23 protein-coding genes are annotated in these 23,634 nt (G+C 62.5%); 21 read left to right on the forward strand and 2 right to left on the reverse strand.

The genetic code is table 11. The annotated features are described in order from the left end of the window. Positions 1 to 81: 81 nt before the first annotated feature. The gene (locus tag AB4Y87_RS00950; protein ID WP_442002621.1) at positions 82 to 558 is read right to left on the reverse strand and encodes a succinate dehydrogenase hydrophobic membrane anchor subunit; all 477 of its coding nucleotides are present in this window, start codon (positions 556 to 558) and stop codon (positions 82 to 84) included. Positions 559 to 561: 3 nt separating this feature from the next. After that, the gene (gene sdhC, locus AB4Y87_RS00955) at positions 562 to 942 is read right to left on the reverse strand and encodes a succinate dehydrogenase, cytochrome b556 subunit (protein WP_442002622.1); all 381 of its coding nucleotides are present in this window, start codon (positions 940 to 942) and stop codon (positions 562 to 564) included. 264 nt (positions 943 to 1,206) lie between these two features. Here sdhC and AB4Y87_RS00960 point away from each other — a divergent pair, with 264 nt between their 5' ends. From AB4Y87_RS00960 to AB4Y87_RS01060, 21 genes are all read left to right on the forward strand, one after another. Then, a complete protein-coding gene (locus tag AB4Y87_RS00960; protein WP_442002623.1) occupies positions 1,207 to 2,340 on the forward strand; it encodes a mannose-1-phosphate guanylyltransferase in 1,134 nt (377 codons plus the stop codon). Positions 2,341 to 2,448: 108 nt separating this feature from the next. Next, positions 2,449 to 3,654, forward strand: coding sequence for an amidohydrolase (locus AB4Y87_RS00965; protein WP_442002624.1), 1,206 nt, complete (start codon positions 2,449 to 2,451; stop codon positions 3,652 to 3,654). A gap of 121 nt (positions 3,655 to 3,775) precedes the next feature. Next, a complete protein-coding gene (locus tag AB4Y87_RS00970) occupies positions 3,776 to 4,210 on the forward strand; it encodes a MarR family winged helix-turn-helix transcriptional regulator (protein ID WP_442002625.1) in 435 nt (144 codons plus the stop codon). A gap of 53 nt (positions 4,211 to 4,263) precedes the next feature. Next, on the forward strand, positions 4,264 to 4,695 hold the full coding sequence (locus AB4Y87_RS00975; RefSeq protein WP_442002626.1) for an organic hydroperoxide resistance protein: 432 nt from the start codon (positions 4,264 to 4,266) through the stop codon (positions 4,693 to 4,695). Continuing rightward, positions 4,692 to 5,714 carry an NADP-dependent oxidoreductase gene (locus AB4Y87_RS00980; RefSeq protein ID WP_442002627.1) on the forward strand — a complete coding sequence of 341 codons (1,023 nt, stop codon included), beginning with the start codon at positions 4,692 to 4,694 and terminating at the stop codon, positions 5,712 to 5,714. Before AB4Y87_RS00975 ends, AB4Y87_RS00980 begins: the two co-directional genes overlap by 4 nt. 249 nt (positions 5,715 to 5,963) lie before the next feature. Next, positions 5,964 to 7,085: a BMP family lipoprotein gene (locus AB4Y87_RS00985; protein ID WP_442002628.1), complete on the forward strand. Its 1,122-nt coding sequence runs from the start codon at positions 5,964 to 5,966 to the stop codon at positions 7,083 to 7,085. A gap of 183 nt (positions 7,086 to 7,268) precedes the next feature. Next, entirely contained in the window at positions 7,269 to 8,789 is a 1,521-nt protein-coding gene (locus AB4Y87_RS00990) for an ABC transporter ATP-binding protein (protein ID WP_442002629.1), read from the forward strand. Continuing rightward, entirely contained in the window at positions 8,779 to 10,131 is a 1,353-nt protein-coding gene (locus AB4Y87_RS00995) for an ABC transporter permease (RefSeq protein ID WP_442002630.1), read from the forward strand. The genes AB4Y87_RS00990 and AB4Y87_RS00995 overlap by 11 nt, the downstream gene beginning before the upstream one ends. Then, positions 10,128 to 11,417: an ABC transporter permease gene (locus tag AB4Y87_RS01000; protein WP_442002631.1), complete on the forward strand. Its 1,290-nt coding sequence runs from the start codon at positions 10,128 to 10,130 to the stop codon at positions 11,415 to 11,417. The genes AB4Y87_RS00995 and AB4Y87_RS01000 overlap by 4 nt, the downstream gene beginning before the upstream one ends. 3 nt (positions 11,418 to 11,420) lie before the next feature. Further along, positions 11,421 to 11,825, forward strand: a complete 405-nt coding sequence (locus AB4Y87_RS01005; RefSeq protein WP_442002632.1) for a cytidine deaminase — start codon at positions 11,421 to 11,423, stop codon at positions 11,823 to 11,825. Next, positions 11,822 to 13,132, forward strand: a complete 1,311-nt coding sequence (locus tag AB4Y87_RS01010) for a thymidine phosphorylase (RefSeq protein ID WP_442002633.1) — start codon at positions 11,822 to 11,824, stop codon at positions 13,130 to 13,132. Before AB4Y87_RS01005 ends, AB4Y87_RS01010 begins: the two co-directional genes overlap by 4 nt. An 11-nt stretch (positions 13,133 to 13,143) precedes the next feature. After that, positions 13,144 to 13,812 (forward strand): DedA family protein, encoded by a 669-nt coding sequence (locus tag AB4Y87_RS01015; protein ID WP_442002634.1) that lies wholly within the window; start codon positions 13,144 to 13,146, stop codon positions 13,810 to 13,812. Between the two features lie 193 nt (positions 13,813 to 14,005). Beyond that, positions 14,006 to 14,743 (forward strand): DedA family protein, encoded by a 738-nt coding sequence (locus tag AB4Y87_RS01020; protein ID WP_442002707.1) that lies wholly within the window; start codon positions 14,006 to 14,008, stop codon positions 14,741 to 14,743. 76 nt (positions 14,744 to 14,819) lie between these two features. Continuing rightward, positions 14,820 to 15,962, forward strand: a complete 1,143-nt coding sequence (locus tag AB4Y87_RS01025; protein WP_442002635.1) for an adenosine deaminase — start codon at positions 14,820 to 14,822, stop codon at positions 15,960 to 15,962. Then, positions 15,940 to 16,638 (forward strand): MazG nucleotide pyrophosphohydrolase domain-containing protein, encoded by a 699-nt coding sequence (locus AB4Y87_RS01030; protein ID WP_442002636.1) that lies wholly within the window; start codon positions 15,940 to 15,942, stop codon positions 16,636 to 16,638. The genes AB4Y87_RS01025 and AB4Y87_RS01030 overlap by 23 nt, the downstream gene beginning before the upstream one ends. Before the next feature lie 116 nt (positions 16,639 to 16,754). Beyond that, positions 16,755 to 18,035 carry a phosphopyruvate hydratase gene (eno, locus tag AB4Y87_RS01035; protein ID WP_442002637.1) on the forward strand — a complete coding sequence of 427 codons (1,281 nt, stop codon included), beginning with the start codon at positions 16,755 to 16,757 and terminating at the stop codon, positions 18,033 to 18,035. 180 nt (positions 18,036 to 18,215) lie between these two features. Then, positions 18,216 to 19,049, forward strand: coding sequence for a septum formation initiator family protein (locus AB4Y87_RS01040; RefSeq protein WP_442002638.1), 834 nt, complete (start codon positions 18,216 to 18,218; stop codon positions 19,047 to 19,049). A gap of 68 nt (positions 19,050 to 19,117) precedes the next feature. Further along, entirely contained in the window at positions 19,118 to 19,801 is a 684-nt protein-coding gene (locus AB4Y87_RS01045; RefSeq protein WP_442002708.1) for a DUF501 domain-containing protein, read from the forward strand. Beyond that, positions 19,798 to 20,754: a Ppx/GppA phosphatase family protein gene (locus AB4Y87_RS01050; RefSeq protein WP_442002639.1), complete on the forward strand. Its 957-nt coding sequence runs from the start codon at positions 19,798 to 19,800 to the stop codon at positions 20,752 to 20,754. The genes AB4Y87_RS01045 and AB4Y87_RS01050 overlap by 4 nt, the downstream gene beginning before the upstream one ends. Beyond that, complete coding sequence (locus AB4Y87_RS01055) at positions 20,751 to 22,124, forward strand: S8 family serine peptidase (protein WP_442002640.1); 1,374 nt, start codon at positions 20,751 to 20,753, stop codon at positions 22,122 to 22,124. The genes AB4Y87_RS01050 and AB4Y87_RS01055 overlap by 4 nt, the downstream gene beginning before the upstream one ends. Before the next feature lie 38 nt (positions 22,125 to 22,162). After that, positions 22,163 to 23,620, forward strand: a complete 1,458-nt coding sequence (locus AB4Y87_RS01060) for an NAD(P)/FAD-dependent oxidoreductase (protein ID WP_431119027.1) — start codon at positions 22,163 to 22,165, stop codon at positions 23,618 to 23,620. Positions 23,621 to 23,634: the final 14 nt, after the last annotated feature.

Below are 23,634 nucleotides of genomic sequence, written 5' to 3' on the forward strand. Positions count from 1 at the left end.
TCAAAAATTCAGATGGTCGGCGGAGGCTGCTCCGCTACGTCAGGCGAACCGGTGGACTCAAAGGAGTCACCGGAAGCGCCGTTACGGGGCCGGGCAGAAGCCGCCAGGCAGCTGAACGCCGTCGACGACGGGGCACGGGTTGAACGTGAAGATCACCAGGGTGCCGAGAATGATGATGACAGCCGTGGCTGCATAGAGGACTACCTTGAGCCAGAAGCGCGTGGCGTCCTTTTCAGCGTAGTCGTTGATGATGGTGCGGACGCCGTTGGTTCCGTGCAGCATGGCAAGCCAGAGCATGGCGAGGTCCCAGAACTGCCAGAAGGGGTCCGCCCACTTACCGGCGACGAAACCGAAGTCGATGGCGTGGATACCCTCACCCACCAGCAGGTTCACGAAGAGGTGGCCGAAGATCAGCACCACCAGGACGATGCCGGAGAGGCGCATGAAGAGCCAGGCGATCATCTCGAAGTTGCCACGGCTGGGGCCGGTGCGGTTGTATTTCGGAGCAATCTTGCCTGCACCGATTTTTCCGCTGCGGGGGGATTCGATCGTGGTCATGGTCTAGTGGCCTCCCAGCGCGAGGGAAAGGTGGCGGATAGCGAAGCCGGCGAACGTGACCAGCCACAGCGCAAGCACGATCCACAGCATTTGGCGCTGGTACTTCGCGCCCTTCTTCCAGAAGTCGATGGCGATCACACGCAGGCCGTTGAAGGCGTGGAAGATGATCGCGGCGACCAGGCCCGTTTCACCCAGGGCCATGACGGGGTTCTTGTAAGCACCAATGACGGCCGTGTAGGCCTCAGGGGACACGCGCACCAATGAGGTGTCCAACACATGGACCAACAAGAAGAAAAAGATCACTACACCGGTAATACGGTGTCCAACCCAGGACCACATGCCTTCACGGCCGCGGTACAAGGTGCCAGCTGGTTTTGTCGGCACTGATTAAACCTTCCTGCAACACAGCGGCGCTGGCATGGGATCCATGCGGGGGGAACGCCTGCTGCGAGAGCACTCGTAGCTCACGCCTAAATCTAGGCTTCGCTACCAGCTTATTCAATTTAGGACGCGCTTCTCTGGTTGTTAATTCCATGTTTCCTGCCCGTATTTACGCGATATTTGGGCAATTTCCCCTGCTTCATGAGACGAAGGCCACATGTGTGGCGGACTGCGGGGCTTTGCAGCCGCGTCCGATAAAGTGTTGCGGTGAGTACAGAAGACGCGACATTCCCGGAATCTCCATTGAACCGCTTCCACGCGGTTATTCCGGCGGGCGGTGTGGGGACCCGGCTGTGGCCACTCTCGCGTGCCGCTGCGCCCAAGTTCCTCCATGACCTGACCGGCTCCGGCAGCACGTTGTTGAGGGCCACCTATGACCGCCTTGAGCCGCTGGCCGGTGAGCGGGTGCTCGTTGTGACCGGCGAGGCACACCGTGCCGCTGTATGCCGGCAGCTCCCCGAAGTGGGCGATGACGAGCTGGTGCTCGAAAGCGAGCCCAAGGACTCCGGTGCTGCCATCGGCTTGGCCGCCGCAATTCTCCACCGCCGCGACCCGGAGACCATCATGGGTTCGTTCGCCGCAGACCAAGTGATCAGCCCCGACGATCTGTTCCAGGACACTGTGCGTGAGGCAATTTACACCGCTGCCACGGGCAAGATCGTCACCATCGGCATCAAGCCCACGCACCCCTCCACCGGCTTCGGCTACATCCGCTCCGGTGCAGCACTGAACGTGGAAGGTGCTCCGAACGCCCTTGCTGTGGCTGAGTTTGTTGAGAAGCCGAGCCAGGAAGTTGCCAACAAATATGTGGAGGCAGGGGACTACGTCTGGAACGCAGGCATGTTCGTTGCTCCCGTAGCGCTCATGCTCCAGCACCTCGAAGCGAACCAGCCGGAGCTGTTCAAGGGCCTTCAGGAAATCGCCGAAGCCTGGGACACGCCCCAGCGCGCCGAAGTTACCGCGCGTGTCTGGCCCACACTGCCCAAGATTGCGATCGACTACGCCGTTGCCGAGCCGGCAGCGGCAGCCGGCGATGTCGCCGTCGTGCCTGGTACTTTCCGCTGGGACGACGTTGGCGACTTTGCCGCAATCGGCCGCCTGAACAACGCAGGCGACGTCGATGAAGTTACCGTTCTTGGCGAAGGTGCCCGCGTGTTTGCCGAGAATGCGAGTGGTGTGGTGGTTTCCGATACCAAGCGCGTGATCGCCCTCATCGGCATCAAGGACGTGGTCATCGTGGACACCCCCGACGCACTCCTGGTCACTACAAAGGAACATGCCCAGTTGGTCAAGGGCACTGTTGATGCCCTCAAAGCCAGTGGCGATACGGACGTCCTGTAGCAATCCCTTATACCGTGAGCCACCTCTTTGGTTGTCCTGCGCCTGAACGCAGCGTAACCAAGAGGTGGCTTTCGTTCTTCGGAGGCCGTGGATGGCTAGAGTTGTGACGTGCGCAATTACACCACTGAAACCGAGCCCACCCCCGTTGTAAGTCCGTGGGTGGATGAGCTGCTGCCTGGACTCATCGATTTCAGGCGGGACCTCCACGCGCACCCTGAACTCTCCTTCAAGGAATTCCGCACCACGGACAAACTCGTGGAGCGGCTCGAAGCTGCCGGATTGCAGCCGCGTCGCCTTGAAGGCACCGGGCTCACGGTGGACATCGGAGAAGGTCCCATTGCCACTGCACTGCGTGGTGACATCGACGCCTTGCCCATCATCGAGGAAACGGGTCTGCCGTTCGCTTCGAAGAACCACGGCGTCACCCATGCTTGTGGACATGACGTTCATACCACCACCATGCTCGGCATTGCCTTGGTGCTGCAGCGGATGCATAAGAACACCCCGCTGGGCGGCACTGTCCGCATTATCTTCCAGCCGGCCGAGGAGACCATGCCCGGCGGTGCTTTGTCCTGCATCGAGCAGGGCGTGCTGGAAGGCGTTCCCCGTATCCTTGCGTTGCACTGTGATCCCAGGATCAACGTCGGCAAGATCGGCACCCGGATCGGGGCCATCACCTCGGCATCGGACACCATTAAGATCGAGCTCACAGGCCGCGGTGGCCACACATCCAGGCCGCACCTGACGGAAGACCTGGTCTTTGCCCTGGCGCAAATTGCGGTCAACGTGCCCGCCGTGCTCTCACGCCGCGTGGACGTCCGCAGCGGAGTGTCCGTGGTGTGGGGCCAGATCTCGGCAGGTTCCGCACCCAACGCCATTCCCGGCACTGGCTACATGGCGGGCACCATGCGCTGCCTTGACCGGGATGCCTGGCACAGCGCGGGCGAGTTGCTGGACGACGTCGTAAAGCAGGTTGCCGCTCCTTACGGCGTGGATGTGCACCTGGAGCACACCCGTGGCGTTCCTCCCGTGGTGAACTCCGAACATGAGACGGCCCTGATTGAAGCTGCGGCCCGTGCCGAACTTGGCGAGCACGCCGTTGTCCTGACGCCCCAGTCGATGGGTGGCGAAGACTTTGCCTGGTTCCTGGCCGACCTTCCGGGAGCCATGATGCGGCTCGGCACGCACACGCCTGGCGGCGAAGAATATGACCTTCACCGTGGCGACTTCATCGTGGATGAACGCGCCCTCGGCTACGCCATCCGCGTCCTCACTGCTGCCGCGCTCCGAACGATCCGCGACCTCCAGGACTAAACCCAACTGAGTCGCATTTAAGCGCGTTTTGAGCTGTCAGAACGCGCTTAAATGCGACTCAGTGGGTGCTTTTTTCGCAGGTAAGTTGTGCACAATTGAATTGTGCACTATCGTTTTATCCATGAGTGATGCCCCCCGCCTCCGCCACCAGGTCTGCTTTGCGCTGTATTCGGCGTCCAAAGCCGCGACGGCGGTCTACCGCCCCGTGCTGGACGAGCTGGGTCTTACGTACCCGCAGTACCTGGTGATGTTGGTCCTGTGGGAGCAGGAACCGCGCAGCGTGCGGGAACTTGGCGCCGAACTCGGCCTCGACTCCGGCACGTTGTCGCCCCTCCTGAAGCGCCTTGAGGCGCTTGGACTGGTTGAGCGCCACCGTTCCGTCGAGGATGAACGCCGGGTGGATGTGGTCCTGACCGACGCCGGCAGGGAGCTGAGCACCCGCGCCCAGGCCGTCCCCAAGCGACTCGCTGATGCCGCCGGCCTCTCCACGGATGAGATTGAGCAGTTGCACGCGACGCTCGGCAAACTCACGGCCGCACTGCAGAAGTCACTCTGACACTTTTCAAGCCACACACAAACCCCCTGATGTCCAAGAGAAAAGGAAGATTCGTGAAGACTCTCTACATTGCCGAGGCTTTGGCCTCCGGCGAAGGCCGCGATGGCAACGCCCGCACCAACGACGGCAAGCTCGACGTCGCCCTCGCCAGCCCGGTTGAGCTGGGAGGCAACGGCCAGGGCACCAACCCCGAGCAGTTGTTTGCCGCCGGCTATGCGGCCTGCTTCCACTCGGCCCTGCGCCTGGTGGGCCGCAAGGAACGCGTTGACCTCAGCGATTCTGCCGTTGCCGCCAAGGTCCACTTCGGCGCGCTGACTGACCGCGAAGGCTACGGCTTGGCCGCCGAGCTGGAGATCGCCCTGCCCGCCTTGGATCGCGATACGGCCGAAGAGCTGATGGCCAAGGCCCACCAGATCTGCCCCTACTCCAACGCCACCCGCGGCAACATGGCCGTGGACCTCAAGCTCGTGGAGTTTGCAGCATGAGCGCCGCTACCAACACGCCAGTGGAAACCCGCGAAATCCAGCTCGCATCCCGCCCGGTCGGCCGCCCGTCACCGGAGAACTTTCGGCTGGCGGCCTCCGGCCTGCCAGACCTTCAGGACGGCCAGATCCTGGTCCGGAACCAGTTCATGTCCGTGGACCCCTACATGCGGGGACGCATGAATGACGTCAAGTCCTACTCGGCGCCTTTCCGCCTGGATACAGCGCTCGACGGCGGTGCGGTAGGTGAGGTGATCGCGTCCAGGTCCGACGCGCACAAGGTGGGTGACGTCGTCGTGCATCAACTCGGCTGGCGCGAGCATGCGGTGGTGGACGCGGCTGCGACAACCACGGTTCCAAGCGGCCTTGCTCCAACATCGGCGTTCCTTGGTGCCTTGGGCATGACGGGCCTGACCGCTTATGCGGGCCTGCTCAAGGTGGCCGAGTTCAAAGAAGGCGATGTCGTCTTCGTATCCGGTGCGGCTGGCGCTGTGGGATCCATGGTGGGCCAGATTGCCAAGGCATCCGGAGCCAGCAAGGTGATCGGCAGTGCCGGTTCGACCGAAAAGGTCGTCAGGTTGCTGGAGCTCGGTTTCGACGCCGCCTTCAATTACAACGATGGCCCGGTTCTTGATCAGTTGCGTGAGGCGGCGGGGGAGCGCGGCATCGATGTGTACTTCGACAACGTGGGCGGCAAGCACCTCGAAGCCGCTCTGGCCACGCTCACTGTGGGCGGGCGCGTTGCCATGTGCGGTGCCATTGCGCAGTACAACTCCACCGAGCCGCCGGCCGCACCAAGGAACCTGGCCCTGGCGATTGGCAAGCAGCTGACCCTGCGCGGATTCCTGGTGGGCGGCCAGCGTCAGCACGCGGCCGAATTTGCCGAAAAGATGGCCGGTTGGCTGGCCGACGGGACCGTCCGCTACGACGAAACGATCGTGGACGGCCTGGAGAACGCACCGCAGGCATTCATTGATCTGCTGGACGGCGCCAACACCGGAAAGATGCTCGTCAGGCTCTGACGTTGGGGGTGGGGCCGGGTGTGACTTGCGCACCCGGCTACTGCTTGGTAACAAAAGGTCAACAATCTGCCCTTGGGGCCTGGATTGTGCTACCTGCGTGTGGTCCACGCCACTAGTGTTGAGGGTATCAAGGCGCTTCGGCGCAGTGCTGCGAACTTCAGTGAAAACAGAATTTCTGCCTCGGGTATTCGAAACGGACACTCATTGACCATCCGTCGTAGCGCGACTCACTTTCTTCCTGGAGGAAAATTGAAGAACCCACTGCGTGCCACCCTTAAGCGCGGTTCTATTAAGCGCGGTTCAATGGCCGGTATTGCAACTGCGGGAGCGGCAGCGCTCCTGCTCAGCGGTTGCGGACAAGCTCCCGACGCCGGTTCGGGCGCCGCCACCAAGAGCGACTACATCGGCTGCATTGTGTCCGACTCCGGCGGATTCGATGACCAGTCCTTTAACCAGTCCTCCTTCGAGGGTTTGCAGAAGGCCGAAAAGGACCTTGGCATCACCATGAAGTCGGCTGAGTCCAAGGCCAACAGCGACTACGAGGCCAACCTCAACGGTATGGTTTCCGCTGGGTGCAACCTGACCGTCACGGTGGGCTTCCTCCTGGACGGCGCCACCAAGGCAGCAGCGCAGAAGAACCCCGACAAGCACTTCGCGATCATCGACTTCTCGTATCCGGCCCCCATCCCCAACGTGAAGTCGGTGGTTTATGACACTGCCCAGGCTGCCTACCTCGCAGGCTACGCCGCAGCCTCAGCAAGCAAGACCGGCAAGGTGGGAACCTTCGGCGGCATCAAGCTCCCTACAGTCACCATTTTCATGGACGGTTTCTATGACGGCGTCCAGGCCTACAACAAGGCCAAGGGCAAGTCTGTACAGGTTGTCGGCTGGGACAAGGCCAGCCAGGATGGCTCGTTCACGGGTGACTTCGAGAAGCAGGACACCGGCAAGCAAATCACCAAGAACCTGCTGGACCAGGGCGCGGACATCATCATGCCCGTAGCAGGCCCGGTGGGCAAGGGTGCAGGTGCAGCCCTCAAGGAAGCCAAGGCTGCCGGCAAGGACGTCAAGCTCATCTGGGTTGACTCCGACGGCTACCTCACTGCTCCTGAGTACAAGGACCTTATGCTGACCTCCGTGGTTAAGCAGATGGGTGAGGCCGTGGAAACCGTGGTGAAGGACGACAAGGAAGGCAAGTTCAGCAACGAAGCCTATGTTGGCACGCTTGCCAATGAAGGCGTTGCCATCGCACCGTTCCACGACCTCGATTCCGCAGTCTCCGCAGATACCAAGTCCGAGCTCAACGCCTTGAAGGCGGACATCGTGTCCGGCAAGCTGGTTGTCGAATCAGCGGCAAGCCCCAAGAAGTAACAATTCCTGGACGCGCCGCCAGTACCGAGTGCCGGTACTGGCGGCGCGTTTTTGCCCTGACCAGCGCCTATCTTGCGGACCCCAGCGCCTATCTTGCTGGCCCTCGCAAGAATAGGCTTCTGCTCAAAGCCAATGGCTTTGAGCAGTACAGCCGTCCCTCGGACTCAAAGAACGGTGGGAGTTGTGAAACTCGAATTGAAGGGGATCTCGAAAGCTTTCGGGACCTTCTACGCCAACCAAGACATCGACCTCGTGGTCGAATCCGGCCAGATCCATTGCCTCCTCGGCGAAAATGGCGCCGGAAAATCAACCCTCATGAACGTACTGTACGGGCTCTATGAACCTACGGCCGGACAAATCCTCGTTGACGACAAGACGGTCAACTTCCGGGGCCCGGGCGACGCCATGGCCGCCGGTATTGGCATGGTCCACCAGCATTTCATGCTGGTTCCCGTGTTCACAGTCGCCGAAAACGTGGCCCTCGGCGCAGAGCCGACGTCCTTTGGCGGCGTCCTCAGCATTGATGAAACCCGGAAGAAAATCCGGGACATTTCAAAGAAGTACGGCTTCGACGTCGATCCTGACGCCCTCGTGGAGGACCTGCCCGTGGGCGTCCAGCAGCGCGTCGAGATCATCAAGGCGTTGGTCCGGGACGCCAAGGTGCTCATCCTCGATGAACCCACGGCAGTCCTGACACCGCAGGAAACGGATGAGCTACTGGACATCATGCGCCAGCTCAAAGCATCCGGCACATCCATCGTGTTCATTTCGCACAAGCTTCGAGAAGTGAAGGCTGTCGCCGACGTCATCACGGTCATCCGCCGCGGCAAGGTAGTAGGCGATGCTCCACCCACGGCCTCGGCCACGGAACTTGCCTCCATGATGGTGGGCCGCCCCGTTAGCCTGACCTTGGACAAAGCCGCCGCCCAGCCAAAGGAAACAACCTTCGTGGTGAAGGACCTGACAGTCCGCGCCCCCAATGGAACCAACGTGGTGGACGGCATCAGCTTCGACATCGCCCAAGGCGAGATCCTCGCCGTCGCCGGTGTCCAAGGCAACGGCCAGACGGAACTTACGGAAGCCATCCTCGGTATCCAGCCGCACGTCACGGGATCCGTGACACTGGACGGCAAGCAGCTCCTGGGCCTTCCGGTCAAGGACGTGCTGCGCTCCGGCGTCGGCTTTGTCCCGGAAGACCGCACAGTGGACGGGCTGGTAGGCCCCTTTTCTGTCGCCGAGAACCTGGTGCTGGACCTTTACGACCAAGCACCGTTTGCCACCGGCATCAGCATGAAGCCCGCCAAAATGGCAGAAAATGCCGAAGCCAAGATTCAGGAGTTCGATATCAGGACGCCGTCGGCGGGAGCCGCGGCCGGAACGCTCTCCGGTGGCAACCAGCAAAAGGTAGTCATGGCGCGCGAGTTGTCCAGGCCGTTGCGGCTTTTCATCGCAAGCCAGCCCACGCGCGGCGTGGATGTTGGCTCCATCGAATTCCTGCATAAACGCATAGTTGCCGAGCGGGATGTGGGAACACCGGTGATGATCATTTCCACGGAACTCGATGAAGTGATGGAACTCGCAGACAGGATCGCCGTGCTTTACAAGGGGAAGCTCGTGGGCATTGTCCCAGCTGGAACTCCCCGTGACACCCTCGGCCTGATGATGGCCGGCGTCGGCCCGGAAGGAGGCTCCCATGACGAGTAAGGACCAAACCCCGAGTAAGGACCGTAAGGACCAGACTCCCGAGGAATCTTCCTCGGAGGCACGCGCGGCGGACGTCGCACTCGATACCGCTGGTGGCACGCTGGAACCGTCCATCGTTCCCGTGTCCTCGCAGAGCGGGGGCACCAGTCACCAGCAAGGCAGCACGATGCGCAGGATCGTCACGGGCAGCGGCTTTGTCTCCGTCCTGGCGGTTATCGTGGCGCTGTTCCTGGGCGGTTTGCTCATTGCCAGCACGGACAAGAAGGTTGCCGAGAGCGCAGGCTACTTCTTCGCGCGGCCAACGGACTTCCTGCTGGCGCTGTGGAATGCCATGACAAAGAGCTACGTCGCGTTGTTCCAGGGCTCGGTCTTCAACCCCCGCCAAGGTTTCATGCCCCTGCTGGAAACGATGACGGTGGCCACGCCCCTGATCTGTGCGGGCCTTGGCGTTGCCCTGGCCTTCCGGGCCGGCCTCTTCAACATCGGTGCCCAGGGCCAGATCATCATCAGCGCCACGTTGGCCGCCTATGTTGGTTTCACCTGGCACTTGCCCTTCGGGATCCACCTGCTGCTGGTCATCATCATGGGCGTCCTCGGAGGCGCTGCCTGGGGTGCGATAGTTGGCATCCTCAAAGCCAGGACCGGGGCGCACGAGGTCATCGTGACCATCATGCTGAACTACGTCGCGCTGTTCCTCTTGGACTTCCTCCTGAACACCGCGGCTTTCCGGCGACCGGGGGACAACAGCCCCATCTCACCCCGGCTGGATGACACTGCCACCTACCCTGTGCTCATTCCAGATTCCCGGCTCCACCTGGGCTTCCTGGTAGCGGTGCTGCTGACGTACGGTGTGTGGTGGATGCTGAACCGCTCCACCATTGGCTTTGAGTTCCGCGCAGTCGGCGCCAACCCCGTGGCCGCGCGGACGGCCGGGGTCAAGGTACCCCGTGCCACCATCCTGGTGATGGCCTTTGCTGGCGCGCTCGCAGCCTTCGGCGGAGTTGCCCAGGTGGCCGGTACGGAAAAGGTGCTGACTGGCGGCGTAGCGGGCCAGATCGGCTTCGACTCCATCACCGTTGCGCTGCTGGGCCGGAGCACTCCCTGGGGAACGTTCTTCGCGGGCCTGCTCTTCGGTGCTTTCCGGGCCGGTGCGGTTCAGATGCAGATCCAAACGGGCACACCTATCGACATCGTGCTGGTGGTCCAGTCCCTGATCGTCCTGTTCATCGCAGCACCCCCCTTGATCAGGTCGATCTTCAGGCTTGAGCCCAAAAAGAAGACCAAGACGCCAAGGGCTGCCCGGAAAGCTGCCCTTGCCAACGCCACCGGAGGTGCCAAGTGAGCGCAACATCGACCGCCCCACTACCGGGCGCAACAGCAGCGCCTGGGCTCCGCCCGTCTTTGAAGGTCCCCGTTTCGCTCGGCGTCCTGGCACTCATTGCGCTCGTGTTCTTCGGCCTCATGGGTCCGGACCAGACAGCAGAGATGAAGATCAGCGATCCCGGCGATGCCATTGCCGTCCCGGCGCTGGCGATTCCAGGCCAGGTAGGTGGCATCGTCCTGGCCATCGTGCTCCTGGCCATGGCCGCTTACTCGATCTACCTGTGGACGCGGGGGGAGCGGTCTCCCAAGTGGTTGCCGATCGCCTTCGCCGTGGTCTTCGTCTTCGCCTTGCTGGTATGGATTGTTGCCGGTGCACGCCAGCCGTCCATCTCTCTTGCCGGCCTGGTTGCGGGTTCGGTGACTTTGGCTGTTCCCTTGGTGTTTGGCTCCCTCTCCGGTGTCCTGTGCGAGCGGGTGGGCGTGGTGAACATTGCCATTGAAGGCCAGCTGCTGGGCGGAGCTTTCACCGCCGCTTTGGTGGCAACGGTGACCGGCAGCCCCTACGTCGGCTTGATTGCTGCCGCAGCCGCTGGCGCCGTCGTGTCCATGGTCCTCGCGGTGTTCAGCATCAAGTACCTCGTCAACCAGATCATTGTGGGCGTTGTCCTGAATGTGCTGGTCTCCGGCCTTACCGGCTTCCTGTTCGGCACAGTCATGGTGACCAACAAGGAGCGGTTCAACACTCCTGGCCGCCTGGATATCCTGCCGATTCCGTTCCTTTCGGACATTCCCATCATCGGGCCCATCCTGTTCAAGCAATCCATCGCCGGCTACCTCATGTATGTGGCTGTAGCCGTAGTCTGGTTCGGCTTGTTCAAGACCCGTTGGGGCCTGCGCGTCCGCGCTGTCGGCGAGCACCCGCAGGCTGCGGACACCCTCGGCATCAACGTAAACGCCACCCGCTTCTGGAACGTGACGCTTGGCGGTGCGATCGCCGGCATCGGTGGTGCCGTGTTCACGCTGGTGACTATCGACTCCTTCACCAAGGAAATTTCCGGTGGCCGTGGCTTCATTGCCCTGGCGGCCCTGATCTTTGGACGGTGGAATCCGATCGGTGCCTTCCTCGCCTCGCTGCTGTTCGGCTTTGCGTACAACTTGCAATCGATTCTGGGCATCATTGGTACCCCGGTGCCGAGCCAGTTCATGGCCATGCTGCCGTATCTGGTGACCATCTTCGCCGTCGCCGGTTTGGTGGGTAGGTCACGGCCACCTGCCGCGAGCGGCATACCGTACGTGAAGGGTTGACGCATGCCTTCGGATGACGTCGATTGGCAGGCACTGGAAGAAGCTGCGGTACAGGCCATGGAACGGGCCTATGCCCCGTACTCCAAGTTCCCGGTGGGGGCTGCGGCCCTCACCGAGGACGGCAGAATCATTAGTGGCTGCAACGTGGAGAACGCCAGCTATGGCCTGACCCTCTGCGCTGAATGCGCCTTGGTGGGGCAGCTCCACATGACCGGTGGGGGCCGGATCGCGGCTTTCTACTGCGTCGATAGCCTGGGAAACGTCCTCATGCCCTGCGGGCGCTGCCGTCAGCTGCTCTACGAGTTCCGGGCGCCCGGAATGCAGCTCATGACAACGCAGGGAATCAAATCCATGGACCAAGTGCTGCCTGACGCCTTTGGTCCCGAAAACCTGGAGGAAACCACGTGAGAAGCCCTGAAGCTTTCGACGCCGTTCAGATCATCTCCATCAAACGCGACAACGGCACGCTCACTCCGGAACAGATCGATTGGACCATTGACGCCTATACGCGGGGTGTGATCGCCGAGGAGCAGATGGCGGCGCTGAACATGGCCATCCTGCTCAACGGCATGAACCGCGAGGAAATCTCACGCTGGACTTCGGCGATGATCGCCTCCGGGGAGCGGATGGACTTTTCCTCGCTGACAACGCCCGACGGCGGCCGGAAGCCTACCAGCGACAAACACTCCACCGGCGGGGTGGGGGATAAGATCACCCTCCCGTTGGCCCCACTGGTGGCGGTCTTTGGCGTGGCCGTGCCGCAGCTGTCCGGCCGCGGGCTCGGCCACACCGGCGGCACTTTGGACAAGCTCGAAGCAATCCCCGGATGGCGCGCGAACCTGAGTAATGAGGAAATCATGGCCCAGCTCCAGGACGTCGGAGCGGTCATTTGCGCTGCCGGATCCGGTCTGGCACCGGCTGACAAGAAGCTCTATGCATTGCGTGACGTCACGGGAACGGTTGAAGCGATCCCGTTGATTGCTTCCTCGATCATGAGTAAGAAGATCGCAGAAGGCACCGGCTCGTTGGTACTGGACGTAAAGGTGGGTTCCGGCGCTTTCATGAAGGATGAGGCGCGGGCTCGTGAGTTGGCGGAGACCATGGTGGCCTTGGGCAAGGACGCGGGCGTTCACACGGTGGCTTTGATGACAGATATGTCCACGCCCCTGGGCCTCACAGCAGGGAACGCTATCGAGGTGGAGGAGTCTGTGGAGGTCCTTGCGGGCGGTGGTCCGGAAGACGTCGTCGAACTGACTGTCCGCTTGGCCGAGGAGATGCTGGCCGGTGCCGGCATCCACGATGCCGATCCCGCGGCTGCCCTCAAGGATGGGCGCGCCATGGACGTCTGGAACCGGATGATCGAAGCTCAAGGCGGCGATCCGCGAGGGGCGTTGCCCGTGGCCAAGGAATCCGAGGTGGTTTACGCCCCGGCTGATGGCGTCCTGGTGGAGCTGGATGCCCTTTCGGTGGGCGTTGCGGCATGGCGCCTCGGAGCTGGCCGCGCCCGCAAGGAGGACAAAGTCCAGGCGGGAGCCGGTGTGCGGCTTCATGCCAAACCGGGCGCGCTGGTCAGGGCCGGCGAACCATTGATGACGCTCCTGACCGATACTCCTGAGAAGTTTGAGCGGGCCAAGGAAGCGTTGCAGGACGCCGTGGTGATTGCACCTGAGGGCTCACGACCGGCCCATCAGCTGATCATCGACAGGATCGCCTAGGCTTAGATCCCGTGCAGGCCATCAACGATTTCATCCTGGCCGCGGCCGAGCAGCCGTGGGTGTTGTTCCTTGTGTTGGCCTGCTGCCTGATCGACGGTTTCTTCCCACCCATTCCCAGCGAATCCGTGGTGGTCGGCTTGAGTGCTGTCTCCGGCGGCGCAGGCTCACCCAACGTGTGGCTGCTCGGGGTCATGGCAGCAATCGGCGCCTTCTCAGGCGACAACATTGCCTACCTGATAGGGCACCGTATCGGGGTCCAGCGTTGGCGTTGGATGCGTACGCAGCGCATGCAAGGAGCCTTCCGCTGGGCCGGTAAGGAACTCCGACGGCGGTCGGCCTCACTCATCATGGTGGCGCGCTTCATTCCCATCGGCCGGGTGGCAGTAAACCTCACAGCCGGTGCCACGCACTTCCATCACCGCCGCTTTGTAGCGCTGACTGCGATGTCCGCCATCCTGTGGGCAAGCTATTCGGTGGTCCTGGGGTACTTCTTTGGGGTCTGGTTCGAGCACAACCACCTGTTGGGCGCAGTGATTGCCATTGTGGTGGCTGTGATTCTGGGCATCATCATTGACCGCATCATCAGCAAGGTCAGGGGATCGGCGCCGCTGGACCGCAGCAACGTCGAAGACGCCACGAGTATTGCTGAGGAAGAAGCGCCGCCTCCACCCACGGTATGACATGAACGACGCCGGGAGATCAGCCCGGCGGTTGACGACGGAACGAGTACTCCACGCGTAGCGTTAAGTGGGTGATCCCGAGGCTGGGGCGTAGCGAACGACGTCCCGGCCGTGGGACACTAAGAGCGACTTCTGTCACAGTGTCAAGTCATATTCGCCTAGGAGCTACCGCCGCGTGGAGTTTTTGAACCAAATGCTCGAGCATGCAGCCGGGCAGCCTTGGATTTACCCGGTACTCCTCGTCTTTTTCTTCATTGACGGATTTGCCACCATTCTTCCCAGTGAAACAGCCATTGTGGGGCTCTCGGCGCTGTCCCTTCACAACGGTCAGCCGAACCTTTGGATTCTGGGAGCCACGGCCTTGGTTGGTGCAATGGCCGGTGACAATATGGCGTACATGCTGGGCCGCAAGATCGGTTTGACGCGCTGGAAGTGGATGCGCCGCCCCAAGGTCCAGAAGATGTTCGCGTGGGCTCAGTATGAACTCGACAAACGTGGGGCAGTCCTGATCTTTACTGCCCGCTACATTCCCTGGGGACGTGTGGCTGTTAACTACGTTGCCGGCCAGACGGGTTTCCGCCACAGGACATTCTTCTTCTTGGATGCCTTCGCCTGCGTCACGTGGGTTTGCTACTCCATCGGCATCGGCCTTCTCGCTGGCCAATGGGTGCACAACAACCCGCTGCTTGGCGTGGGCATTGCCGTGGCGTTCGCGGTGATCCTGGGCATTGTTGTGGACCACGTCCTTCGCTGGTGGCACAAGCACCTGGAAAAGAAGGATCTGGCTAAGAAGGATCTGGCTAAGAAGGATCTGGCTAAGAAGGATCAGGCCGCCGCTGCCCATACAACAGCGAAGGCGCCAACGCCGGACCCCCAGGAGTTGACCCAAAAGGCCGTTGCCGGCGTCGACCTCTCCAAGCCTGCTGGCTAGGCTCCTGCCTTCCGCCGGCGAGCACAGAGGGCGCCTGAAACGAGTCCATGGCGGCGGTGGGGATTACTCTTAGTACGTGACTGAGCCCATTGTTGACGCTGCCCCTGCCCTCGACTTCGATTTGAAGAGCCTTCCCAAGGTTTCCCTCCACGACCATTTGGACGGAGGACTGCGGCCTGCAACCATCATCGAACTGGCGCATGCCGTCGGCCACACGCTGCCTTCCACTGATCCGGTTGCCCTGGGCGAATGGTTCCGCGAATCCGCCGACTCCGGTTCCCTGGTCCGGTACCTGGAAACGTTCGACCACACGGTTGCCGTGATGCAGACCAAGGAGGGCCTGTTCCGGGTCGCCAAGGAATTCGTGGAGGATCTCGCCGAGGACGGCGTCGTTTACGGTGAAGTCCGCTGGGCCCCCGAGCAGCACCTGCAGAAGGGCCTGACCCTGGATGAAGTGGTGGAAGCGGTCCAGGACGGTCTTGAAGCCGGTGTGGATGCGGCCGAAGAACGCGGCCAGCAGATCCAGGTGGGGCAACTCATCACTGCGATGCGCCACGCTGACCGTGGCCAGGAAATCGCGGAACTCGCTGTTCGGCACCGCGCCAACGGCGCTGTGGGCTTCGACATCGCGGGCGCCGAGGACGGCTTCCTGCCCTCACGTTTCAAAGACGCCTTCACCTACCTTGCCGAGAACAACTTCCCGGCCACGGTCCACGCCGGTGAGGCTGCGGGCCTGGACAGCATCCAGTCGGCGCTCGTGGACGGACGCGCTCTGCGGCTTGGGCACGGAGTGCGTATTGCCGAGGACATTACGGTGGAATTTGAAGACAACTCCGACGACGACGGCGAGGACACCATCGGCATGGTGACACTCGGCGGCGTGGCCGCCTGGGTTCGCGACCGCGGAATTGCACTGGAAATCTGCCCGTCATCGAACCTTCAGACCGGCGCTATTTCCAGCTTCGGCGAAGGCATCGAAAGCCACCCGCTGGACATGCTCTTCCAGCTCGGTTTCAACGTCACCATCAACACGGACAACAGGCTCATGAGCGGTGTCACCCTGACGGACGAGTTTGAGCTGCTGGTGGAAACCTTCGACTACGACCTCGATGATTTGCTCGAACTGACGCTCAATGCCGCAGAGGCCGCCTTCCTGCCGCTGGACGAGCGTGAAGCTTTGGTCGAGTACATCAACGATGCCTACGCCAATCTCGGCTAACGAGTCCGGCCCCGGGATTACGGAGCTGATCCGGACGATCGCCTCGTTGCGGGAGCACTGCCCTTGGATGGGTGCGCTGACGCATGAGTCCCTGGTGGAGTACTTGATCGAGGAAGCCTATGAGGTTGTGGACTCGATCGAGGCCGGGGATTCGCCAGCCAGAGATGAGGAGCTTCGCGGCGAGCTGGGCGACGTACTGCTTCAAGTGGTGCTTCACGCCCGGCTTGCCGAGGAGCGCGGCAGCTTTGACTTTGATGCCGTGGCCCACGGCATCCACGAGAAAATGGTCCGCCGCAATCCGCATGTGTTCAAGCCGGACGGTTCACTGCAGGCCACGTTCCCGGCGACGGTCGAGGAAATCGTCCTGAAATGGGATGCTGTGAAGCGTGCCGAGAAGGGCGGGCGTGCCGATCCGTTTGAGGGAATTCCACCGCACCTGCCTGCCTTGGCAGGGGCACAAAAGTCCTTGGACCGTGCTGCCCGTGCGGGTCTGTCGATCGACGCCCAAAGCCAGGCAACCGCCGTCGGGCTTCCTGCAATTCCAGACACCGAAGAGGCGCTCGGTGAGCTGTTGCTCGCCGTCGTTGCCGGTGCCCGGGAGCAAGGGCTCGACGCCGAGCGTGCCCTCCGCGCAGCAGTTCGATCGTTTCAGAACGGGAAGGCCCAGCCTTCATGACGTGAGGAGTTTGAACCCGTTCCGTAACCTAAGCCACTCTCGACTACGCTAGTAGCGACGAGGACGTTGAGAATTTCCCTCCACATTCCTGTAATTTGCCCATAAGGAGCACATCCATGGCGCTTATCGATGCCATTCACGCCCGCGAAATCCTTGATTCCCGCGGAAACCCGACCGTAGAAGTTGAGGTCCTGCTTTCCGACGGCCAGATCGGCCGCGCAGCAGTTCCCTCCGGCGCCTCCACCGGCGAGCACGAAGCTGTTGAACTCCGCGACGGCGACAAAGGCCGTTACCTTGGCAAGGGTGTCCAGAAGGCCGTTGACGCGGTCATCGACGAGATCTCGCCGGCCCTCATTGGTTTCGACGCAACGGACCAGCGCAGCATCGACCAGGCCATGATCGACCTCGACGGCACCCCGAACAAGAGCAAGCTCGGCGCCAACGCCATCCTGGGGGTTTCCCTGGCCGTTGCCAACGCAGCTGCTGCTTCCTCGGACCTGCCGCTGTACAAGTACCTCGGTGGCCCGAACGCACACGTCCTGCCGGTTCCCCTGATGAACATCCTCAACGGTGGCTCGCACGCCGACTCCGATGTTGACATCCAGGAATTCATGATCGCCCCGATCGGCGCCGAGACCTTCTCCGAAGGCCTGCGCTGGGGCGTTGAGGTGTACCACAACCTCAAGGCTGTCCTCCAGGAAAAGGGCCTCTCCACGGGCCTCGGTGACGAGGGTGGCTTCGCGCCGAACCTGCCGTCCAACCGCGCTGCACTGGACCTGATCCAGGAAGCCATCAAGAACGCCGGCTACACCCCGGGTACGGACATCGCCCTTGCCCTGGACGTCGCATCTTCCGAGTTCTACAAGGACGGTGCTTACCAGTTCGAAGGCAAGGCACTGACCGCCTCGGAAATGAGCGCCTACTACGCCGAGCTCGTTGCCGACTACCCGCTGGTCTCCATTGAAGACCCGCTGGACGAGAACGACTGGGAAGGCTGGAAGACCCTTACCGACGCCATCGGTGACAAGGTCCAGCTGGTTGGCGATGACCTCTTCGTCACCAACCCTGTCCGCCTGCAGCAGGGAATCAGCACCGCCACGGCCAACTCCCTCCTGGTCAAGGTCAACCAGATCGGTTCCCTGACCGAGACCCTGGACGCCGTTTCCCTGGCCCAGCGTTCCGGTTACACCACCATCACCTCGCACCGCTCCGGCGAAACCGAGGACACCACCATTGCTGACATCGCCGTTGCCACCAACGCGGGCCAGATCAAGACTGGTGCCCCGGCCCGCTCCGAGCGCGTCGCCAAGTACAACCAGCTCCTGCGCATCGAAGAAGAACTCGACGACGCCGCACGCTACGCCGGCCGCAGCGCGTTCCCGCGTTTCAAGGGCTAGCATTCCGCGAAAACAGCTGACCGGTGGCTATGGTGGAAAGACCATAGCCACCGGTTCTGTTTAACGCTTGCCTGCGGAACCGCGGGCACAGCAGGACCTACGCAAGTCCCGCACACGTACGTTACGCGCAGGGCAAGCGCAGCAACCCGCCAGGCAAGCACCGGGCATTACAGGAGTGTCATGGCCACCCGTCGTCCAAAGGTTCCCAGGGCCGACGCCCTCGGAAGGCCAAGCAGCGCAGGAAGGCCAAACAACGCGGACCCTGTCGGCGCAGGCAGGCCCAACAGCGCAGCGTCGGCCGGCGGAGAGGTCATTGCGGCTGAGTTCGGTGCCTCCCGCAGCTCTGCGGAATCTTCGACGCCGGCACCGGCCACCAGGAAGCCCACGGCTCCCAAGCCCACGGCTCCCAAGCCCTCCGGCAGTGGCAAGACGGCAGCCAGCACCAGGACCGCAGGCAGTCCCAAGACTGCGGGCAGCACCAAGAGCCCAGCCAGCACCAGGAGCCCGGCAACCAAGACCAGCCCCACCGCGTCCATGAAAGCTTCGTCCATGAAAGCTTCGTCCATGAAAGCTTCGGACAAACCCTCCGGCAACAGCGCCCGTGAAGCCCAGGACCTCGATCCCGTACCGGCGAAGGCGTTCTCGGGCAGGATGCTGGCGCTGGCTGTGGTCATGATTGCCATCACCATCATGCTTGCGCCCACGGTCCGGATTTTCCTGGAGAAGCGGGCTGAAATCTCCGCCCTGGAGGCCGAGATCGCCAGCAAGCAGGCAGAGCAGGCAGAGCTGAACAAGCAGCTTTCGCGGTGGCAGGATCCCAACTACGTGAAACAGCAGGCCCGCGACCGCATTAACATGGTTATGCCGGGTGAAACGGGTTACTGGGTATTTGGCGGGGAAGAAGCCGCCGGTACCCCTGGGGGCCGCACCGGCTCCGGATCATCCGCAAACCCGGCAAACCTGCCCTGGGTGGATGCGCTCTGGGAGTCAATCAGACGATCGGCAACAGACTAGACGCGGTGCCCGCCGCCGTCGTGTCCTTCCGGGACATGGCCAAAAGGGCAGGAAGGTTGGCAGCGCAAGTGGAAGAGAACACGGCAGCCGTGCCGCAGGAATCCCGCCAGCCATCAGCACACGACCTCGACGTCCTCAGCCGACAGCTGGGCAGGCCGGTGCGGGACGTGGTGGAGATTCCCGCGCGCTGTGTATGCGGGAATCCGCTCGTCGCGGCCACTGCGCCCCGGCTTAGCAACGGAACTCCGTTTCCCACCACGTTCTACCTGACCCACCCGGTCATCACGTCCGCCGTGTCGCGGCTCGAAGCGGGCGGGTTGATGAACGAGATGAATGATCGGCTCACCGCGGATCAGGAACTTGCGGATGCGTATCACGGCGCCCATGAGTCCTACCTGCAGGCACGCAATGAGATCGCTGGGCGTTCCGGCACGGGGGCCGTTCCGGAAATCGATGGGATCTCCGCTGGTGGCATGCCCACCCGCGTCAAGTGCTTGCACGTCCTGGTTGGCCATTCCCTGGCTGCTGGTCCCGGGGTCAACCCGCTGGGTGATGAAGCGTTGGACGCCATCGCAGAGTGGTGGACCAAGGACCGTTGCTACTGCGATGGCGCCTGGGACACTGCAGGCGAGGCTCCTTCCAGGGATCTGAGCCGTCACGGTCCTCAAGGATTGCCTGACATCGTGGGGCGTCCGGCACCGGTCCGAAAGCCCAAGGCCGAGTCAGGCAGCGAATTGGTGGAGGACGCATGAGCCGCGTCGCCGCCATTGACTGCGGAACCAACTCCATCCGCCTCCTGATTGCCGACGCCTCGGCGAACGGGGCGCCCGGGCCGCTGACCGACGTCGTGCGTGAAATGCGCGTGGTGCGGCTGGGACAAGGTGTGGATGCTACCGGAGAACTTGCTCCCGAGGCCTTGGAACGCACATTCTCCGCCACCGCGGACTATGCAGCACTTATCCGTGAACACGGTGCCACGCGCGTGCGCTTTGCTGCGACCTCGGCCACCCGCGACGCCCGGAATCGCCAGGTTTTCGTTGATGGAATCCGGGAGCTTCTGGGTGTGGAGCCGGAAGTTATCTCGGGTGATGAGGAAGCTGCGCTGTCCTTCGCAGGTGCCAGCAGCGTTTTGCCCGTTACCGGCGATGACGCCGTGCTGGTGGTTGACCTTGGCGGCGGCAGCACCGAATTCGTCCTCGGCGACGCCAGTGGCGTGATTGCCGCGCGTTCTGTGGACATTGGATGTGTTCGGCTGACGGAACGCCACCTTCGCAGCGACCCGCCTACTGCGGCGCAGATTGCTGCAGCAGAGGCCGACGTCGACGCCGCACTTGACCTTGCCGCGCAGACCGTTCCGCTGGATCGTGCCACAGCCGTGGTTGGCGTCGCGGGTTCCATCACCACCATCACTGCGCACGCCCTGGGCCTGAGCGAGTACCAGCCTGACCGGATCCACGGTGCCTACCTGGACATTGAAACCATCAGCGATGCGTGCACCAGCCTGCTGGAAATGACCCGCGACGAGCGGGCGGGTCTTCCCTACATGCATCCAGGCCGTGTGGACGTCATCGGAGCTGGAGCCCTGGTGTGGCGGCGCATCCTGGGAAGGCTTGCCGCCGTGGGCAACGGTGCTATCAGCGGTGCAATTTCCAGCGAACACGACATCCTGGATGGGATTGCCCTGAGTATCCGGGACTCCGCATGACCCTGCGATACCATCGCCTGCTTTCTGCTGCCCTGGCCACGACGCTGGCCGGGGGAGCATTGGCCGGTGCGCTGTTGACTGCCCCGGCAGCGACGGCGGACGCTTGGCGGGACAAGGAGTTCTGGCTCAAGGAATCGGGAATCACGAATGCCTGGCAGGTCTCCAAGGGAGCCGGCGTCAAGGTAGCCATCATCGATAGCGGCATTGACGGGAACCACCCTGACCTCAAGGGCGTCGTGGTGGGCGGAACGGACGTTTCCGGAGCTGGCGCGCCCAACGGACAGAAGAGCATCGGCGCGAAAACGGAGCACGGGACACTTGTGGCCACCATGCTGGCCGGGCGCGGACACATCACGCCCACAGGTTCCCCTTCGCCCTCAGCCTCGCCCACCGTTCCTCCCGCTGGGGGACCGGACGGAATTGTCGGCGTCGCGCCTGAAGCTGAGATCCTGGCCGTGTCCACCTGGCTGGGTTCACCGAACCCCGGAGGCAAGACGGACCAGGAACAGATTCCCGATGCCGTGCGGTGGGCTGTGGACAATGGCGCAAAGGTCATCAATATTTCCCTGGGCAGTACCTCACCGGTCTGGCCGCAAAGTTGGGATGCGGCATTCCTGTATGCCGAGCAAAAGGATGTGGTGATCGTCGCCGCCGCGGGCAACCGGGTGGGTGGCAACGTGCAGGTTGGAGCTCCCGCCACCATTCCCGGTGTACTCACCGTGGCAGGGCTCGACGGCGATGGCCGGGCCAGCGTCGACTCCTCCTCGCAGGGGATCAGCATCGGCGTTGCAGCACCGGCAGAAAACCTCCTTGGCGGGATGCCCGGAGGCGGATACGCCGAATGGGCTGGAACTTCCGGGTCCGCGCCCATTGTTTCCGGCGTGGCCGCACTCATCAGGTCCAAGTGGCCGGAGATGAGTGCAAAGCAGGTCATCAACAGGATTGTGAGCACGGCCAAGGACGCCGGCGCCCCTGGCAAGGACCCGCTTTACGGCTACGGTGTGCTGAACGCAGAGGCAGCTCTGAAGGATGAGGTAGAGACCACAAGCACCAACCCGCTCGGTTCGATCGCGGATTGGATTCGTGTCCACCGGCGGGGTGACTTCAGCACCCCGTCCCAGGCGCCCGTGGCCAGTCCTACCAGCGCGCCACCTACCTTGGCAGATCCAACTGTTCCAGTTGCCGCCACTCCGGCGCACGTGGACGACGCGCTTCCGGCCGCCGTCGTACTCGGCTTCGGCGGCATCTTCGCGGTGATCCTTGTGGGCGCATCCATTCAGTTGCGCAGGGTAGCGCGGCGGCCTTCGTCTACAGGGGAAGAGGCCGAAACGGGAACGCTGGAAGCGGTGGATCCACCCACCCGGAAGTAGCTAGTGAAGATTTTCACAAAGTGCTGTACTCTGGTTTCATGGCAACCACCCCAGAGCTCATTGACCGTCCCCGGGTTCTCGTCGTCGGCGGCGGCTACGTCGGCCTGTACGTAGCCCTTAAATTGCAGAAGAAGATCGCGAATGCAGGTGGCATCGTCACCGTCGTAGATCCACTGCCCTACATGACTTACCAGCCGTTCCTCCCTGAGGTCGCTGGTGGCAACATCGAGGCACGCCACGCCGTCGTCTCCCACCGTCAGCACCTCAAGCAGACCGAACTCATTCAGGGCCGCGTCACCAGCATCGACCACGCAAACCGCACAGCGGTTGTGGCGCCTGCCAATGGTGAAGCTCCCTTCGAGATTCCGTACTTCGACGTCGTCATCGCGGCCGGTGCCATCACCCGCACCTTCCCGATCAAGGGCCTCGCCGACAAGGGCATCGGCCTGAAGACCATTGAGGAAGCCGTAGCACTGCGCAACAAGGTGCTGGAGCGCATTGAAGCCGCTTCCACCATGACGGACCCCGCAGAGCGCGCCAAGGCCCTCACCTTCGTGGTTGTCGGTGGCGGTTTTGCCGGCATCGAATGCCTCACCGAAATGGAAGACCTCGCCCGCGCCGCGGTCAAGAACAACCCGCGTGTCCGCCAGGAAGAGGTCCGCTTCATCCTCGTTGAGGCCATGGGCCGCATCATGCCCGAGGTCACCGCATCCCAGGCAGAGTGGGTTGTTGAGCACCTGCGTAGCCGCGATATCGAGGTCCTCCTTAACACCTCCCTGGACAGCGCAGAGGGCAACCTCAAGCTGATCAACCTCCCGGACAAGACGTCCGCAGGTGAAGTTGAAGCTGACACCTTGGTCTGGGCTGCCGGCGTGCAGGCCAACCCGATGATCCGCTCCACCGACTTCCCGCTGGAACCGCGCGGCCGTGTCCGCGTCCTCCCGGACCTCCGTATTGCCGGCGACGAAGGCATCGTCGAGAACGCTTGGGCAGCCGGCGATATCGCCGCTGTTCCGGACCTCACGGGCAAGGGCCTGCCGGACGGTACTTGCGTTCCTAACGCCCAGCACGCGCTCCGCCAGGCAAAGAAGCTCGCAAAGAACCTCTGGGCTTCCCGCTGGGACAAGCCGCTGCACGACTACAAGCACAAGAACCTTGGTGCCGTGGCCGGCTTCGGCGAGTGGAAGGGCGTTGCCAACATCAACCTGCTGGGCCGCATCGGCCTCAAGGGCGGCCTCGCCTGGCTGGCACACCGTGGATACCACGGCATGGCGATGCCCACGGTTGAGCGTAAGTTCCGCGTGATCTTCGGCTGGATCCTGGCCTTCTTCGCTGGCCGCGACACCACGCAGCTGATTGACCTGGACAACCCCCGTGGTGCTTTCGTTGCAGCTGCAACCCCGGCCCCCAAGCCGGCTGCTGCACCTGCCCCCGCACCTGCTGTTGCGGAAAAGCCTGCCGAGGACAAGACTCCGGTATCGGCTGACGCCAAGTAGTACACGTTCGACGA

This window comes from Paenarthrobacter sp. RAF54_2, from assembly GCF_052113945.1.
Lineage (GTDB): Bacteria > Actinomycetota > Actinomycetes > Actinomycetales > Micrococcaceae > Arthrobacter.

What these genes read in the sequence shown, in the direction of transcription:
- AB4Y87_RS00970 (WP_442002625.1), top strand. Translation starts at nt 3,776, where the DNA reads ATGAGTGATGCCCCCCGCCTCCGCCACCAGGTCTGCTTTGCGCTGTAT.
- AB4Y87_RS00950 (WP_442002621.1), bottom strand. Translation starts at nt 558, where the DNA reads ATGACCACGATCGAATCCCCCCGCAGCGGAAAAATCGGTGCAGGCAAG.
- AB4Y87_RS01005 (WP_442002632.1), top strand. Translation starts at nt 11,421, where the DNA reads ATGCCTTCGGATGACGTCGATTGGCAGGCACTGGAAGAAGCTGCGGTA.
- AB4Y87_RS01040 (WP_442002638.1), top strand. Translation starts at nt 18,216, where the DNA reads ATGGCCACCCGTCGTCCAAAGGTTCCCAGGGCCGACGCCCTCGGAAGG.
- AB4Y87_RS01060 (WP_431119027.1), top strand. Translation starts at nt 22,163, where the DNA reads ATGGCAACCACCCCAGAGCTCATTGACCGTCCCCGGGTTCTCGTCGTC.
- AB4Y87_RS01020 (WP_442002707.1), top strand. Translation starts at nt 14,006, where the DNA reads ATGCTCGAGCATGCAGCCGGGCAGCCTTGGATTTACCCGGTACTCCTC.
- eno (WP_442002637.1), top strand. Translation starts at nt 16,755, where the DNA reads ATGGCGCTTATCGATGCCATTCACGCCCGCGAAATCCTTGATTCCCGC.
- AB4Y87_RS00980 (WP_442002627.1), top strand. Translation starts at nt 4,692, where the DNA reads ATGAGCGCCGCTACCAACACGCCAGTGGAAACCCGCGAAATCCAGCTC.
- AB4Y87_RS00995 (WP_442002630.1), top strand. Translation starts at nt 8,779, where the DNA reads ATGACGAGTAAGGACCAAACCCCGAGTAAGGACCGTAAGGACCAGACT.
- AB4Y87_RS01050 (WP_442002639.1), top strand. Translation starts at nt 19,798, where the DNA reads ATGAGCCGCGTCGCCGCCATTGACTGCGGAACCAACTCCATCCGCCTC.
- AB4Y87_RS01030 (WP_442002636.1), top strand. Translation starts at nt 15,940, where the DNA reads ATGCCTACGCCAATCTCGGCTAACGAGTCCGGCCCCGGGATTACGGAG.
- AB4Y87_RS01055 (WP_442002640.1), top strand. Translation starts at nt 20,751, where the DNA reads ATGACCCTGCGATACCATCGCCTGCTTTCTGCTGCCCTGGCCACGACG.